Source organism: Nostoc sp. LEGE 06077 (assembly GCF_015207705.1).
Taxonomy (GTDB): Bacteria; Cyanobacteriota; Cyanobacteriia; order Cyanobacteriales; family Nostocaceae; genus Nostoc_B.
This window is the reverse complement of the sequence record NZ_JADEWI010000063.1, coordinates 1-15,917: the sequence shown is the minus strand read 5'-3', so window position 1 is coordinate 15,917 and position 15,917 is coordinate 1. Positions and strand designations below refer to the sequence as shown.

At 41.5% G+C, this 15,917-nt stretch carries 19 protein-coding genes; 9 read left to right on the top strand and 10 right to left on the bottom strand.

Annotated elements, in window-relative coordinates; all coding sequences use genetic code 11:
- Nucleotides 1-31: 31 nt before the first annotated feature.
- On the bottom strand, nt 32-2,134 hold the full coding sequence (locus IQ244_RS26980; protein ID WP_193899755.1) for a S8 family serine peptidase: 2,103 nt from the start codon (nt 2,132-2,134) through the stop codon (nt 32-34).
- Between the two features lie 172 nt (nt 2,135-2,306).
- Here IQ244_RS26980 and IQ244_RS26975 point away from each other — a divergent pair, with 172 nt between their 5' ends.
- From IQ244_RS26975 to grxD, 3 genes are all read left to right on the top strand, one after another.
- Entirely contained in the window at nt 2,307-2,900 is a 594-nt protein-coding gene (locus IQ244_RS26975) for a hypothetical protein (RefSeq protein WP_193899753.1), read from the top strand.
- A gap of 228 nt (nt 2,901-3,128) precedes the next feature.
- On the top strand, nt 3,129-3,365 hold the full coding sequence (locus tag IQ244_RS26970; protein WP_193899751.1) for a BolA family protein: 237 nt from the start codon (nt 3,129-3,131) through the stop codon (nt 3,363-3,365).
- A gap of 96 nt (nt 3,366-3,461) precedes the next feature.
- Nucleotides 3,462-3,785 (top strand): Grx4 family monothiol glutaredoxin, encoded by a 324-nt coding sequence (grxD, locus tag IQ244_RS26965; protein WP_015113526.1) that lies wholly within the window; start codon nt 3,462-3,464, stop codon nt 3,783-3,785.
- Between the two features lie 325 nt (nt 3,786-4,110).
- Here the strand turns inward: grxD and IQ244_RS26960 are convergent, their stop codons facing one another.
- The gene (locus IQ244_RS26960) at nt 4,111-4,359 is read right to left on the bottom strand and encodes a DUF6761 family protein (RefSeq protein WP_193899748.1); all 249 of its coding nucleotides are present in this window, start codon (nt 4,357-4,359) and stop codon (nt 4,111-4,113) included.
- Between the two features lie 562 nt (nt 4,360-4,921).
- On the opposite strand from IQ244_RS26960, the gene IQ244_RS26955 reads away from it, so the two are divergent.
- Nucleotides 4,922-5,689, top strand: a complete 768-nt coding sequence (locus IQ244_RS26955) for a response regulator transcription factor (protein ID WP_193899747.1) — start codon at nt 4,922-4,924, stop codon at nt 5,687-5,689.
- 145 nt (nt 5,690-5,834) lie between these two features.
- On the opposite strand, the gene IQ244_RS26950 is transcribed toward IQ244_RS26955, so the two are convergent.
- From IQ244_RS26950 to IQ244_RS26930, 5 genes are all read right to left on the bottom strand, one after another.
- Complete coding sequence (locus tag IQ244_RS26950; protein ID WP_193899745.1) at nt 5,835-6,605, bottom strand: ABC transporter ATP-binding protein; 771 nt, start codon at nt 6,603-6,605, stop codon at nt 5,835-5,837.
- Between the two features lie 76 nt (nt 6,606-6,681).
- The gene (locus tag IQ244_RS26945) at nt 6,682-7,239 is read right to left on the bottom strand and encodes a hypothetical protein (RefSeq protein ID WP_193899743.1); all 558 of its coding nucleotides are present in this window, start codon (nt 7,237-7,239) and stop codon (nt 6,682-6,684) included.
- Between the two features lie 82 nt (nt 7,240-7,321).
- Nucleotides 7,322-7,759, bottom strand: coding sequence for a hypothetical protein (locus tag IQ244_RS26940; RefSeq protein WP_216594403.1), 438 nt, complete (start codon nt 7,757-7,759; stop codon nt 7,322-7,324).
- Nucleotides 7,760-7,794: 35 nt separating this feature from the next.
- On the bottom strand, nt 7,795-8,256 hold the full coding sequence (locus IQ244_RS26935; RefSeq protein WP_193899742.1) for a DUF4079 domain-containing protein: 462 nt from the start codon (nt 8,254-8,256) through the stop codon (nt 7,795-7,797).
- 130 nt (nt 8,257-8,386) lie between these two features.
- Nucleotides 8,387-8,764, bottom strand: a complete 378-nt coding sequence (locus IQ244_RS26930) for a DUF1830 domain-containing protein (protein ID WP_193899740.1) — start codon at nt 8,762-8,764, stop codon at nt 8,387-8,389.
- A gap of 569 nt (nt 8,765-9,333) precedes the next feature.
- On the opposite strand from IQ244_RS26930, the gene IQ244_RS26925 reads away from it, so the two are divergent.
- The 5 genes from IQ244_RS26925 (at nt 9,334) to IQ244_RS26905 (ending at nt 13,853) form a co-directional block, all read left to right on the top strand.
- A complete protein-coding gene (locus IQ244_RS26925) occupies nt 9,334-10,926 on the top strand; it encodes a photosystem II high light acclimation radical SAM protein (protein WP_193899738.1) in 1,593 nt (530 codons plus the stop codon).
- Between the two features lie 99 nt (nt 10,927-11,025).
- On the top strand, nt 11,026-12,426 hold the full coding sequence (locus IQ244_RS26920) for a DICT sensory domain-containing protein (RefSeq protein WP_193899736.1): 1,401 nt from the start codon (nt 11,026-11,028) through the stop codon (nt 12,424-12,426).
- A complete protein-coding gene (locus IQ244_RS26915) occupies nt 12,423-13,061 on the top strand; it encodes a pentapeptide repeat-containing protein (RefSeq protein WP_193899733.1) in 639 nt (212 codons plus the stop codon). Before IQ244_RS26920 ends, IQ244_RS26915 begins: the two co-directional genes overlap by 4 nt.
- A gap of 144 nt (nt 13,062-13,205) precedes the next feature.
- Nucleotides 13,206-13,418 (top strand): hypothetical protein, encoded by a 213-nt coding sequence (locus IQ244_RS26910; RefSeq protein ID WP_193899731.1) that lies wholly within the window; start codon nt 13,206-13,208, stop codon nt 13,416-13,418.
- A gap of 192 nt (nt 13,419-13,610) precedes the next feature.
- Nucleotides 13,611-13,853 (top strand): hypothetical protein, encoded by a 243-nt coding sequence (locus IQ244_RS26905; protein ID WP_193899729.1) that lies wholly within the window; start codon nt 13,611-13,613, stop codon nt 13,851-13,853.
- A 176-nt stretch (nt 13,854-14,029) separates the two neighbouring features.
- On the opposite strand, the gene IQ244_RS26900 is transcribed toward IQ244_RS26905, so the two are convergent.
- The 3 genes from IQ244_RS26900 to clpS form a co-directional block, all read right to left on the bottom strand.
- The gene (locus IQ244_RS26900) at nt 14,030-14,275 is read right to left on the bottom strand and encodes a hypothetical protein (protein ID WP_193899727.1); all 246 of its coding nucleotides are present in this window, start codon (nt 14,273-14,275) and stop codon (nt 14,030-14,032) included.
- A gap of 14 nt (nt 14,276-14,289) precedes the next feature.
- Nucleotides 14,290-15,120 carry a CPBP family intramembrane glutamic endopeptidase gene (locus tag IQ244_RS26895; RefSeq protein WP_193899725.1) on the bottom strand — a complete coding sequence of 277 codons (831 nt, stop codon included), beginning with the start codon at nt 15,118-15,120 and terminating at the stop codon, nt 14,290-14,292.
- A 252-nt stretch (nt 15,121-15,372) separates the two neighbouring features.
- Nucleotides 15,373-15,654, bottom strand: coding sequence for an ATP-dependent Clp protease adapter ClpS (clpS, locus tag IQ244_RS26890; RefSeq protein WP_193899723.1), 282 nt, complete (start codon nt 15,652-15,654; stop codon nt 15,373-15,375).
- Nucleotides 15,655-15,917: the final 263 nt, after the last annotated feature.

Genomic DNA, 15,917 nt, shown 5'->3' with positions numbered 1-15,917 from the left:
CTGCCAGTTCCATATTTTCTTTGTCCTTCATTCAATTGCCAATAATTAATTCCCAACTGTTTAATCTGCCAATATCTTGCGGTGCAGCATCGATGAGCCACAATTGCCAGCGCCCTTCACCAGATAAGGATAGCAGCTGCTTGAGGGCTGGATGCGATCGCACACTATAACTTGTCTGCAAGTTAGTCCGTCTCCCCAAAGTCCGATTCTGTAACAACACTGATTGATTATTTGGGGCGATTAGGTAAATTTCTAAATCACCTAAAAAATCGTGAGTGACATTCACATTCACCTGAATATCTCTAACCACAATAGATTCGTTAATAGCGATCGCACTTTTTACCCCCTGGCGATCGTTGTCGGGAATTCCGACTTGGTTGGTATTACTTACCCGTAACTGTTGGCTGATCGGTGATGCAGTTTCTCGCATTTGCTTGGCTGCTTGCACTGCCTTAGCAGCGTTGACTTTGCCATAGCCAAACCATTGAGAATGACCATTACCATCGTATGTGCCGCCTTTTAAACCTAATTGGGGGTCAGCATTAGGGTCAACTATTTTATCAGCAGTTTCTTGTAAGATGCGTTTAACTTGTTGAGCAGTTAATTCAGGATTTGCTGATAAAACTAAAGCCGCCACCCCAGCAACTACAGGCGTAGCACTGGAAGTACCGCCAAAATTCCCGGTAAAATCGCCTTTTTCGTAGCCTGCTGCACCTATTTGGTCTGTAGTAAACACACCTAAACCGCTAAGATAAGAAGCGATCGCCGGTTGTGTGTAGACATAACCCTTCGCGGGAAATGACATTCCTGGTGGTGCATTATTACTAGGCGCACACACCGCAATACTATCTCCCCAATTACTGTAAGCAGCTTTTTTATTCAAGCTAGTGGAAGCGGCAACAGCCATCACATCAGGATGTACCGCAAAACCACTGAGCCAATCTGTTTTTCCTTGTAAAATTTTATCTGGCCAATTTTGCTCCAACACAGCACCATTAATGGGACGGTTGGCATTACCAGCCGCAAATAAAATCACACAGCCTTTGCCATTCCTTCCTTTGGTGGCAGCACGGGTAATAGCTGCTCGTTGGCGCAACGACAAAGGAAAGTAAACAGCCGAGGCTCCCCAACTACAAGAAATTACACTCGCACCCTTGTCAATTGCCCAGTTAAAAATTTGCTCAACAGATTCATCATCTAAATATCCAGTGGTACGGATGGGCATAAATGCACAACCAGGGGCAACTCCCACAATTCCGGCACCATTCTCTTCCGCCACCGCTACCCCAGCACAAGCTGTCCCGTGGCTAGTTTCCTTGGCATCGGGTAGAGGTAAGAAATCATTTTGTTTTAAATCTCTGGGGGCGACAACTTTACCTGAACCTTGAAAATCAGGATGATTTAAATCAAAGGAATCATCTACTACCGCCACAACTACAGAACGCACCCCGCGAGTAATATCCCAAGCTTTTTCTACCGAAATATGCGAACCCAATACTAATTCTTCACCGCCACTATGATTTAAGTACCACTGTTGCGTATAAAGTGGATCACGGGGTTTGTAATGGGTCTCGCTGTTAATGATAATATTCGGTTCAGCAGCTAAAACTTCCTTGAGTCCTTGCAGTTGGTTAGTAATTTTAATCGGGTTTTCTGTTGCTTGTTTGCTAACTAAAAATACGAAAGTGTTAGGTATACCCACAACAGGTTTATCTTGAATTAAGCTGTATGTGCTGGCTATAGCATTAGTTCTAGTAGTTTCTACCCCATCGGCAAATTGAATAGTAATTTGGTCGCCTAAGTAAACAAAAGTGCCAGGATTACTTTTACTCATGTAAACATGGCTGGCAAAGGCTACATTTGCCGCTGTGCGAGCTTGAGCCATCGCTGCGTCTAATTCGGCGGGTGCAACTGTAAATAATTCTAGTTGTGCTTGGGGAATACTTCGCTGCCAAATGCCCCAACTTACCTGAGATAATTGTTGAGGTGTAAAATCGGTAGCTGGGCGGATGGTGAAACGGTCTGTAGCTTTTTCTAACAATAATTCTTCACCACCGCGTTGCAAAACAATTCCCAAATTGCTTGCTGGTACACCTGTGGTTGGAAGATCAGAGGAATTGATGCGATCGCTCATAGGGGACGATGGTAATTAGTATACAGAGGCACTGGGAACTCGATTAAACCGATTTTCAGTCTAAAGCAAAGAAACCAAGTATATAGCTGTGTTTTGTTTAAAACGAAAACAAAGTTAAGATACCCAAAGTTTCCCTTAGTATTTGTATATATTTGTCACACCAGTTTAATCCATGAAAATAGCTGCAACTGCGCCTTTAATTGGCCTCAGTTCCTTCTCAGTCATTGCCATCTTGAGTTTGCTATCACCTGCAAATGCTCAGGTACAACTTTATAGCCAACAAGCACAGCCCATTGACCCCAATGCGCCCAATAATCTCCGTCCTGCTGCCCAAAATAATAGCCTTTTAAGCATTGAAGGAGGAGAGCGACTGATGAAAGAGGCAGAAGCAGCTGTTTCCGCCCAAAACTATGCCTTAGCCGCTAAAAAACTCCAAGAAGCGCGACAAGTTTATAATCAACTATCTAATTTTTATCAAGAACTAAACTCCAGTTTTTCTGGCATTGACCTGAGAGTTTCTGATTCTCAGCGTCAAAAAGCTTTATTAACTGCCCAAAAGCGAGATGAAGCCACCTATCAGTTAGCATTGGTACATCGCGCCCAAAATCAACCAGAATTAGCCGTACCATTATTGATTCAAATTGTTAAAAGTCAAAATCCCACGCGAGATTTAGGTAAAAAAGCATATCAACAACTATTTGAATTAGGTTTTGTTGATACCCCTTATCCTAGACAAGGCAGTGGCGGTTCAACTTCTCAAAAGTAAATCTTGGTTATTCGTCCTTTGTCATTGCTCAAAACGCAGGAGGCTAAATAAAGGATGAATGAAATTTTATACTTCATACTACCCTGCTGCTGACGGAGATGCTATGCGTAGTTGGCTTCCACGAAGTAGTACGGGAAGTCACCCAAAGAGTGACTACACACTTCATACTTTTTCTCTCCCTCCCGAATCTGGTAATAATAGAGAAGTAAGTTTTTTTCAGGAATTGCGATGATTAGTCCGCAGCAGATTGAAGAAATGATCAAGGCGGAACTGCCAGACGCTCAGATACAAGTGCAAGACTTGACCGGTGGCGGAGACCACTATCAAGTAACAGTCGTATCATCGCAGTTTGCAGATAAAGGACTGGTGCAACAGCATCAGTTAGTTTATGGTGCGTTGCGGCAAGCTATGTCAACGGAAGCAATTCACGCCTTGGCACTTAAAACATTTACGCCTGAAGCTTGACAGACAACATTCACTTAGGAAAATCAATAGTTACTGGCGATGTTGAGCATTGACTATTGATTTTTTCATATCAGTAACATAGGAAACAAAAATACCATGACACCGGAACTCAAAGAAAAAATCGATAACTTAGTCCACCAAAACAAAATTTTGGTTTTCATGAAGGGAAATAAGTTAATGCCTCAATGTGGTTTTTCTAACAACGTTGTCCAAATTCTCAATACTTTGGGTGTTCCCTTTGAGACCATTGATGTTCTTGCTGATGGTGAAATTCGTCAAGGAATTAAAGAATATTCCGAATGGCCGACCATTCCTCAAGTTTATATTGATGGCAAATTTGTCGGCGGTTCCGATATCCTCATTGAACTTTATCAAAAGGGTAAATTGCAGGAATTAGTAGAAGTTGCTCTAGCTTCTTAAATTAATTAAGCAGCATCTAGTCTAAATGATGACAAAAAAGCCCCTAATAATGGGGCTTTTTTGATGGACTACGCTTCCCAAAGCAGAAAAATTCCTTAACGGTTAGTAGTAAGTAGCGAATAAAAAATTTTCTGCTTTTTTAATTCAAATCAGGATATTAAACACCCCTCAGTAAGATGAGCAAAATTATAACGAGTCTGAGGTGATGTTTTCCCAGTAAAATCTCTCCCAAAATTCATCCCATTGAACACTTGATCAAGACAGATAATATGTTATAATCATCTGCGTCAATCTACGGTTACTTTTAATGTTTAGAGTAAAGGCATTAGTAGTAATCGTGTTGTGGCTGTGGTTCCGGCACGGCAAAATTTGAAGCATCGTACAAGTAGCGGCCGGCTTCCTCTTCTAGACGATGAATCAAATATGGCTCGATAGCGTTGCTGTGTCGCAGTGCGGCTAGATATCCATCCAAATACATCCGCATATCGTCCATACGATAACCGCGATTCCATAGCTCGACGAAGGTGTCTGTGAGTCTTTGGTAATAGCGGATGGTTTGTGTGTCTTGAAGCATAACTGCTATTTTGATCTCTTTGGAATGAGAATTTTAAATGATTAACGCTGAAATGTGAAGTGCCTATTTCGCCTTTTTAGCGTTTTTGGCATATAACTTATGCCAACTATTCTGCTTTGATCTGCCCCCTCCAGCAGCTACAGCGTATTTAGATCCTATTCCAGAAAACTGGGAAATTAATTGTTTGGTAATTGATTCTTATGATTTCTTCTTGGAGCAACCTAATGTTTATGGCTGAGATTAAGCTTGAACAAGCTGAATACTCAATCCACAGCTAGGCTGAAGGACGATTTAACTAATGGGCATTAGTTTGAGTAGCAGTTCTTGGTAAAGTTACATTTTGCTAAAAGCAAGATGATTGTTAAGAAGAACTTTTGATAAGTCTAACAAAAATTTAAGAAGATTACTTATTAACCTTGGAAATAGGCTTAGGTTGCAGATATTGCCAACATTTCTGGGAGTAAATATCAAACGAATTCCGATTAGAAGTAGCAAAGGCTACAAAACCTTGAGCATGAGCTTGTTACTTTGAAAGTCATCAACGCTAAGGGGTCTTACCGCCGTGGGTTCGGTTTGTATTGAAATCGTTGAGGGGAATCCCCATCTAAGGTCGTTGCTGGGTTGGCACTTGCAACAATTGGAATATAGAGTAAATCAAGCTGCCAGCATTTATCAAGCAAGGGAAGTGTTTTTAACCCATCAACCTACTCTAGTTATTCTAGATGCGGATTTGCCTGATGGAGATGGTATAGAGTTTTGCCGTTGGTTGCATCGTCAGCAGCAGCCTTTAATCTTAATGCTGTCTGCACGTAGCAATGAAGCGGATGTTGTCGCAGGACTAAAGGCGGGAGCAGATGATTACCTCAGCAAACCTTTTGGAATGCAAGAGTTTTTGGCTAGAGTTGAGGCGTTAATTCGCCGCAAGCGTACGCCTACTGCACCAGCATATCTGGACTATGGCACTTTGCAAATTGATTTAGTCCAACGTCGCGTCCGGTTCCAAGGGGAATTTATCGATTTAACGCCCCAGGAATTCAGTTTGCTGTATGTTTTGGCGCAGGCTGGCGGAGTCCCTTTGTCTCGGTCAGAATTGCTGCGGCGTGCTTGGCCAGATGCAATTGACAACCCGCGCACAATTGACACTCATGTTTTGTCGCTACGCAAAAAAGTAGAACTTGATCCCCGCCAACCTAGTTTGATTCAAACTATTCGGAATGTGGGATACCGATTTAACATGGAAATTTTGAATGCTAATCCTCCCCAATCGCAAACAAAGTTAGCAAAAGAACGGTTTAGTAATCAACGTCCAACAGTAACTACTCAACGGTGATTATATACAGCAGGAGGCAGGAGGCAGGAGACAGGAGTTAAAAAAAATTATTGTTGCTGACTCTACGCTTTCAAAATGTGCTGGTATATGCTTCAACTGCTGTAAGTATTGTTGTGTTTAGGGTGATTTATCAAATAAGACGTTTTTAAATCCATTCCTCTGTGGCTTGGGTTTGTGCCTTTATCAAACTTGTTTGTAAACTAGCTAGGTCTACCGCTGAAGCTGGTTTATCTGCTAACAACTGTCCTTGGTGCAGGTGTAAAAGTCTTGTACAAAACATCTGGGCTAAGTCTAACTGGTGATTAACCATCAAAATTGTAGTTTGCTGGGTTTGAACTAGTTGAATCAAGATTTGCACCAGATGAGAGGCTATACCCGCGTCCAAGGCTGATGTTGGCTCATCTAATAGTAAGATTTTGGGTTGGATAATTAAAGCACGAGCGATCGCAATTAATTGTCGTTGTCCAGATGAAAGTTGTAACTCATTCTTACCTAACCAGTCGTTAGGGATGTGCAATTGTTCTAGCCAATGACTAATTTGTTGCTGAATAGTTTGTTTGGGCAAACCGCGCAAAACTAAAGGATATTCTAGGGTCTGCTGGACTGTCATCCCCAGTAGCTTTGACTCTTGCAACACCAGTGTCACTATTTGGCGCAGCTGGATAGTAGGAATTTGGCGATATTCTTGATTCTCCAGATAGATTTTACCGCTAGTAGGTTCACTCAAGCGGTTGATTAGGCGTAGTAATGAAGTTTTACCAGCACCAGTTACGCCGACAATAGCAATTCTTTCACCAGGGAATACTTGGAAAGAAATATTCTGTAAGATTGGGTATCCCTGGTGATTGCTTTTTAGTTTTGTAAATAGATTAACTTGCTCAAGCCTGAGTTGGGCTTGTAGAGTGAAATTATCCACGTGTAGAAATATATAATTTTTTAATGCTCACGCAAAGGCGCAAGGGATTTTTTCGTCTTTGTGTGAGCCTTTAATTTTAAGATAGTGTCAAAGCTGTATTAATAGTCCACGCATCAACTAACAGCAGTAATAATGTAAATCCCAGCAAAATCGCATACATCCAAGGCTGTGCTAAGGGGCGAATATCTGTGGTGTCTATGCCTGTTTTGGCTTGTACTATGTTGACTAAACGGGCAAATCCAGCCACTCGCATTGGTAATAAGTATGCTTTAGCATCTTTGCTGACGAAATAATAAACTAACCCCCCTTGGCCTGTGGAACGGGGTTTTAATTTCTTAACATCTGACCAAGGTAAAGTCCAACCTTTACGAAAGAAACGCGGAACCCAAACAGGGTAAGTAACTTGAATTTCTTGGTCGTTAACAATAACTCTTTCTGTTAATACGGCGTATAAACCAACGAAGCCGATAATAATTCCTACCCACAGTAATGATGGTGGTGTTGGTGCGGCTGTTGCTTGAGCTAAAAATGGCAATGGTACTGTGAGTGCTACATATAAACTCAACAGGGTAATCCGAATCAACGGGGATAGACGAAAAATGGTGGTGGAGGTACTGGCTGTGTTGGCTGTCACGGTTCCATGAAGATTGTTGCTTTCAGTTTTATCCTAACGGGACTTAGACAAAAGTTGAGTCGAAATGTAGCCCAAACTAGCTTTAGCTAGGATTTGATAGTAGATTACGTATGTTTTCAAGAATAGTACGTAAATATTTTCCAGTCCTTCTATCTGCTGATGCGGTGGCTAGTGTAAGTGGACAGATGGGTGTTGGTTTTTCCTCAAAGCCTGTTAGAATTGGCACTCCAAAGTAGACGAACTTCGGATCATCTAATTGAATATCCCAGCGACCGCCCAGCGATTTACGAAAGGTTTCTCCAATGTAACGAGCAACTCCATCTACAAGACGAGATTGATCTGACTCCAACATTGCAGGAGTATTTGGATATTTGTCAAGTATCCACGCTTCAAGAGTGCTTAAAGAAGAGGGGGAGAAATCGAGCTTTTTCTTTACTTGTGGTGGCAGAATTGCCAAAAATCGCTCAAGTGCGTCATCCATATCCATCAGCCACCATTGAAAATCGTTATGCGTTGTCAATGCTGTCCTGTTCATGACTCTGTTATCCCTGGACTCTAGGGTAAATACTTTTGTACCACAGTCCAGCCAGTCCAGGATACCCAAGCAAAGGCGGCGAAGAGAATAATATTTACGGTTATGTGTAAAGTTCTAATCCAAGGTCGTCTAGGACTAATTTGAGTGGCGCTGACGGCAGATAGTAAAACTAAAAATACTACTATTAGCCCCGCAATTAGGTGTGATGAATGTCCTAGTGAACCAAAGTGGCCGAATGTGCCGATAATGCCGATCGCCAATAACAATAGCACTAAACTCACCATACTGATGCCCATTGTATAGTGGAGCGATCGCACTCCCCCACGAGTTACAGGGAACCCAGGAAAGTTTGGCAAAGTCTGGGAAGTTCTCGCTTGCCACATCCATATACCGGTGACAGCTAATAGCAAATATGCTAATAGGGATAATCCCATCGACCAAGCGGCTATTTTCCACAGCCAGATAAAAGAGGGTAGGTGCATAAATTTGGGGCGTGTGGGTGTCGGGGACGAGTAGAAATGACTATTGACCCTCCATAACAATAGAAAAGGTTGCTGATATCAGCAACCTTAAATTTTTTTGAGCAAATTTTTTATTTTAATCAAGCAATGATTAACCAGCGATTGTTAAAGGTTTTGTGGTATCTTCCCTTTTGGTATTAATTGACTGGACTATGGGTTTTTTACTGATAGGGTCGAGAGTAACTGAGTCGGTATTAAAGTCACTACTGGTTGGTTCGTGAATTGCCAGGCGATCGCACGGAATTGTATCCGATAAAATTGCACTTGCCATCATCCCTGTATGAATCTCCATGTGAGATTCTGGTGGGGCTTCAAAAACGAGGCGCTGCCCAGGAAACACAACCCTTTCAAAGTACCAGTTAGAGATGTTGGAGATGCGAGCTACTTGGATTTTGCTTGTGGCATTAACGTAGCAGCAGAGAATTTTCCCCGATTGCTCAGGTGGTAGAGAATCTAGTATTTGAGCCATAACTGCCGAGGAGCTTTACGCCAAACATTGTATATTACACCAGCCAAGACTAACATCGGCTGATCCCCAGTTGCTGTAACTCCGACTACCAACTGAAAATTTCTACGTTATTTCTATCTAAAGATATGTTCAAGTTATGAAAAATTTACAAAATAAGTCTATTTCAAAAAAAATTATACACTATTAAGTAAAGTTTTTAATTGTTTTCTTTGGTAACAAATTTGTCTTAGATATTAATTAACGATCAATAGCGTAGGTGGCATCTAAGTTTTAGGCGGTATCTGTCATTTTCATGAGTTTGTGTCTTGTTGTATCCCCAAAGAGATAGCAAGGGATCATCGCTTAATGATTAAACTCAATGTTATGGTAAAGATATATGAACATTTTATTCATAAAACAATCTCTCCTGATTGATGTCTAGCAAATTTAGCTATTGCCGCCATTCCCAACCGGAAAAATGTAAAAGCATAAAGTTGCTGGAACGTCAAACTAGATTGTCATAAATAAGACTAGTCAAACCCAAATTTCTCAGCTAACAATATCTTTCGCTTTCCTGAAAGAGTGGCAAGATGGAGGTTAAAACACCGATGATCGAAAATCGCATTCTCTACGTTCGCCTTCCTTGTAACCCCATCTTTCCTATTGGGGTAGTTTATCTTTGTGATCATATCCACAAGCAATTCCCCAATATCGAACAGCGGATTTTCGATTTGGGGACTGTTCCACCGTTAGACTACACTGCGGCTTTAGATCGCTGTATCGATGAATTTAAACCCACACTGCTAGTATTTTCTTGGCGGGATATTCAGATTTATGCCCCAGTTGGTGGACGCGGTGGAAACCCACTGCAAAACGCTTTTGAATTTTATTACGCCAAAAATCCTCTCATCAGATTACGCGGCGCACTGGGTGGTTTACGCATCTTCATCGCCTACTACGTGGAATTATGGCGGAATTTGGGATTAATCAAACGCGGTTTAAAACGCGCCCAAAAATATCACACTCATGCGCGTGCAGTTGTGGGTGGTGGTGCAGTCAGCGTATTTTACGAACAATTGGGTAAAAGCTTACCTTCAGGCACAATTATTTCTGTAGGTGAAGGGGAAACCTTACTAGAAAAACTCTTAAGTGGGCGAGAAATTAGTGATGAACGCTGTTATGTAGTGGGAGAAGGTAAACCACGCCAACGGCTGATTCATGAACAACCTACACCGCTAGAAAAAACCGCTTGTAACTACGACTATATTGAAAAAGTCTGGCCAGAGTTTCACTATTATCTACAAGACCAAGACTTTTATATAGGTGTGCAAACCAAGCGTGGTTGTCCTCATAATTGCTGCTATTGTGTCTACACCGTTGTTGAAGGTAAGCAAGTACGGATCAATCCCGCCGAGGAAGTTGTAGCGGAAATTCGGCAATTATATAATCGCGGTGTACGGAACTTTTGGTTTACCGATGCTCAATTTATCCCAGCGCGGAGATATATCAATGATGCCATCGAACTGTTACAGGCGATCGTTGATTCTGGGATGACAGATATTCATTGGGCAGCATACATCAGAGCCGACAACTTAACACCTGAATTGTCGGAGTTGATGGCAAAAACTGGGATGAACTATTTTGAAATCGGTATTACAAGCGGTTCTCAAGAACTGGTACGCAAAATGCGGATGGGTTACAACCTGCGGACTGTCTTACAAAACTGTCGAGATTTAAAAACCGCTGGGTTTAACGATTTAGTTTCCGTCAATTATTCCTTTAACGTGATTGACGAACGTCCCGAAACTATTCGCCAAACCATCGCTTACCACCGCGAACTAGAAAGAATTTTTGGTGCAGATAAAGTCGAACCAGCCATTTTCTTTATTGGACTCCAACCCCACACTCATTTAGAAGAATATGCCTTTAAAGAGGGTATTCTCAAACCAGGGTACAATCCCATGAGCTTGATGCCGTGGACAGCTAAAAAACTGCTGTGGAACCCTGAACCTCTTGGTTCTTTCTTTGGTGAAGTCTGCTTACAAGCTTGGCGACAAAATCCTAACGACTTCGGAAGGGAAGTTATGAAGATTTTAGAAGAAAGGCTAGGTTGTGCTGAGTTAGAACAAGCACTTTCCGCACCAATCGAAAAGAAGGAAACACAATTAGCAGGTGTATCCTAGCAGAAACATCCACACAAGAGGTTAGGGATAAGAGTAAATAATCTACTCTTATCCCTAACCTCTAACCCCTAGCCTAACCTTTTATAAAATTCCCAGCCCATGTTAGAAGGTTCGATTTTACAACAACTGGAAGTATCCCATCGCCATAGCACCAGGCCAATTCGGTTTGGGGTGTATTATAAAAATACTTTAGTTGCTCTATGTCATGCTTTAGAAGACCATATTCTAGCTGATCAGGGTCAACCTCTGGTAATTACAGCTTTCCAGCGAGGGAAATGGTATTTACAAGAAGCTGAAAGATATGCAGACATAGCAAAGTTTAGTCGGGAAATTGCGATCATGGCATCACCCGATGCCGGCTTTGCGGAACATTCTACCAGCCAACTACCCAACGTAGACTTAGTAGCATTAGATTCCGCTGACCCAGTGTCGCAGGAATGGCATTTGATTATTCTGTCACCAAAATACACGGCGATGGTACTTTGTCAAGAGCTATCGGAAGCTGATTATGGTGTGGGTGGATTACCAGATTCCGACTTAGAACGGAAATTCTATGGTTTGTGGACATTTGAACCAGAGTTAGTCAAAGAAACAGTAGAATTAGCGATCGCGCATATTCAACAATACAACCCAGAACTAGCAGCAAAACTCACAACGCACAAAGAAGCATTTCAGCCTCGTCTCGCTGCACCAGAAGACTTAAGTACAGTTGTCTCTCGCGTAGTTGATTACCTGCAAACTGGGCAAGAAAGCTTATCTATTCCGACAGCACCGCGTCAACAAGCTTTAGATCGCAACTTAGTTTCTAATGAAATTCAAGCATTTTTGCGGATGGCGCAGTTGATAGATATTGCCGATATCAACAACCCAATGGCAGCATCGGAAGTTGTCGCCCTGTCCGAAGCAATGGGACAATTGTTAGAACTACCAGCTTGGCAAATCAAAAGATTGCGCTTGGCAGGTTTGTTACATCGCATAGATCCGCTACAAAAAGCCGAAAGCATTCTCACTCCCGGAACATCCAACCGTTACCCGGAAGAACAAGCCCCCAGTTGTCCTTTAACTTGTCCTTTAGTTCCAGGCGTACAGGTATTACGAACCATGCCCAGATTGCGGGCTGTGGCTCAACTTATTACTCACCAAACCGAGTGGTGGAATGGTACAGGCGAACCCGCAGGTTTAGCTGGCGATGAAATTCCCTTAGAATCGAGGATTTTGGCATTAGTCGCCGAGTTTCAATGGCGAGTTAATCAAATTAAATCTTCTCATCAAAGTCGAGAAGAGATATTTGCTCACGCTTTAGACCAATGCCGACAGCAACAATCAACCCGCTTTGACCCTAAACTAATAGATGCCCTAACTTTATTAGTCATGGGTTTGCAACAAGGACTTGATTTACCCGTGATGACAAGCAAAGCCAGCAACGGTATGTGGTTACTAGATACTCGCTGGGATAGCCATAGCAAGAGTAATGAGGAGATTGGTAGTTACCCCAAATGAACATTGAAGCCATTAAATCAGGAACCCTCAAACAACTCCCAGGAATAAACTTAGAAGATGAAGAACTTGATCAACTTGATTTAAGCCGCATTAATCTTGCCGGCGCTACCCTAGTTGGTACTAATTTTAGGGGTTCCAAACTCGAAGGTGGGCATTTAGAAGGAGCCAATTTAATGGGGGCGAACCTGCAAGAAACTGATTTGCGGGCGAACCTCATGGGAGCCAATTTAATGCAAGCCGACTTAACCAGTGCTGATTTGCGTGGTAGCAATTTACGCGGCGCTAACTTAATGGGTGCAACCCTGAGTGATGTATCTTTAGCGGGTGCTTTTTTGAGTGGCGCGAATTTGATGAATGTCAACTTACAAGGCGTTGACTTACGCAGTGCTGACTTGCGTGGTGCTAACTTGAGTGGCGCAAACCTCAAAGGCGCAGACTTAAGCCGTGCTGACTTGCAAGGAACATTGTTAAGTGAGGCTAATCTTGAAGAAGCTGATTTGCGGGGGGCGAATTTAGCGGGGGCAAATTTGACAGGTGCTAACTTATTGTGTGCAGAGTTAGAAGGGGCAAATTTAAGCGGTGTGAAATTAGATAAAGCATGTTTGGTGGGTACAGTTATTGAGAAGGGTTTGTAGTGGCGAAAAGTTAAATTATGAAGTTATAGAAGACTATTTATACTTCCTGATTTTATTGTCCTAGTAAGGTTAGAGAAACTATTCAGTTTCAGTGAATTTTTGAGTAGGCTTCTAAGGTTAATCTAAGAATAACAGGAGCCTATAATGCAATCCCTGATTCTTCCAATAAGAATTGTCACCATTGACAGTTGGAGCCGCGTCTACAGACTAGAACTTTTAAATCTTGATAAAGCAGTAATTGATACGGTGATTATTGATGGATATTGTGTTTACCCTAACGAGTTTTTTCCTCGTTTCATGAATACCGCAATGTCATTTTACCCAAATGAGTTGATTCTCATGGGGTTAGGGCGATAGATCACTAGATTCTTGAAATTAAGCAACCTCTAAAATATCAAATCTCTTGGTATTTAAGGGGTTAACACCTCAAATCTATTACTTGCTTTTCTAAAAGTACGGTTTTCACTATCTTATAAGGAATAATTTCTACACCTATATTTCCTATTGCTACGCTTATGCTTGTTCTATCACATTTAAAAAAATATCAATATGGAAAATTTTGCTGTAGGCGATCAAATCGCTGTTAAATGTTTTATTCCTATAAATTCACACTTTGTATTTAAAGCAGAAGTAATAGAAGTAGACAGTCAACAACAACCGACAAAAATCAAAATAATTGAACCACCAGTAGAAAAATTTGCAGATGATAACTTCAATTTGGGACAAATAGTTGATGTATCAAGATTAAACAGGATGAGTACAGTAGAAATGTCTTTCCTGATGCGTTCTTAAAAAAATTAGGGTTTACTGCAAGAGGCATTCTTCTTTATCTAGCTAGAGGCTTGTAGGTTGGGTTATGCTAAGCTCTACCCAACCTACGATAATTAATGGTATTTAACTGGAAATTATATAAGAATAAGAAAAATTCTTATATACTAGCAAAACTACTTTATAAGGTTAAAGCCTAATCATTTGCCAGAAATTTGGGAAGATACTGATTGACTATTCTGATGCTGCAAAAAGTTTTGAATATATTCTTCGTTGAAAATTTGCCTTCCTAATATTAAGGCTTTCTGTCTTTCCTCATCTGTCATATAATCATCTCCCTTCAGTCCGCTTGGGGTGCTTTGGGGATTTCCACCAGCATCTAAGAATCGCTGACGTGCAATCGCAAATAGCTCTAGTATTCTTTGTACTTGTTGGTTGGATTGCATAATTGTTGATTTTATCAGAGGTGAGATCGCCTCACTTGCCTACTCATCCACAATGCCAAAATACTCATCAAAAATAACCCCATCAAACCCATCAAAGGATTGTGATATACCCCAGTTACCCAATCAGGCACTACACCTGTATATTGAACTAATCCACCAACATTAATAATGTAGTAACCGCCTACCAAGCCACCATGTAAACCAATTGGTAAGCCTAAACGTCCTCTACGCCAACGCTTTGCCCATACCTGCGTTAACCCCAGAACTACTAAAGCCGGGAACTGTGGTAAAGTTTGAATAATTGCCTCTAATGGTTTAATAAAATGCAACGTAGCAAATACTACAGCATTCGTCCATAATGCCACAGGTTGGCTGTAATCACGTTCTAATTCATCTAGTAACCAGCCACGAAATAATAACTCCTCGGCAAACCCCACAGCCAAGCCAACAATTAAACCTTCTATAACTATTTTTAATAAAAAAACTTTGGGCTGTTGCCATACTAGCCAACCTAAAAGACTTTCTATGCCAAAAAGTATCCAAATATTAGTGAAGCCTATAGCCAATCCACGTAACCAATCTATTCCATTGTGTCGTGTAGTTTCTAAGCCATAATGCTGCAATATTTGAGGTTGCTGGTAGACATATTTACCCCATAGCTTTAATAGAAAAATAAATTCTATGTAGAGTAAAACCATTGTCAAAATACTTACTAAGTTAGCATCACGCACTAGTAAGTAAATTGGTGCAGCTAAAGGCAACCATAATGCCAATAACATTAAAATAAAACAACCCAGCCGCATAGGGGCAGGGCTTTGAGCTAAACGGACAAGGTTGTTTTTCATACTAAATAATTTAAAAACTCAAACCTGAGCGATTAGAAATCGCGGCCATACAAACAAAGTCCGCACTTCGACAAGCGGTAGTTGAATCTCGACTTCGCTCGATTACCGCATAGCCGAAACTCAGTGACTACCTGCGAGGACTAATAAAAAATATAGCGTTGTTACCCCACACAGGCGGCCACTGAGCTTGTCAAAGTGTGGGGTTTGTCTGTGTAGCCACGACTTCCAGTCGCCAAAGCTTTTATTAGACAACTATTCATCAGGTTCAATACTGCTGGATAGACCGTGACTTTTCAATGTTTCACAGTAAAATTCAGCGTGTTCTAGAGCGCAGGTAATGACTAAAGCTAACCCGTTTGTATGGGCTTCCATCATGATGCTCACAGCTTGGGGCTGAGTGAGACTGGGGATTGTTGTTAATAATACCTGCACCACGTACTCCATCGAGTTGTAGTCGTCGTTATGGAGCAAAACGCGATACCGAGGGGCGAGCTTGCGGGATGTGGAACTCTTCTCAATGGTTTCGACTGACACGGCTCTTTGCTCTTGTTTCGATGATTTACTACAACGGAATGCCTATTGGCGATCGCTTAACAGCTTAACAGTTATTCACTTATTTTATAACATTAAATTCCAAACTCTCGCTTACCCAAAGGTTTGTTCTTAAAACTATAGCAATCCGGAATGATTCATGAGAAAATACTGAGAGAGTATAAAGGTAGCGTTTGCAACCAAAAAGAGGGTGTGGTGATGTGGATGCAATTATTAGAAGATTTTATCAAAAATAGTAAAGAACC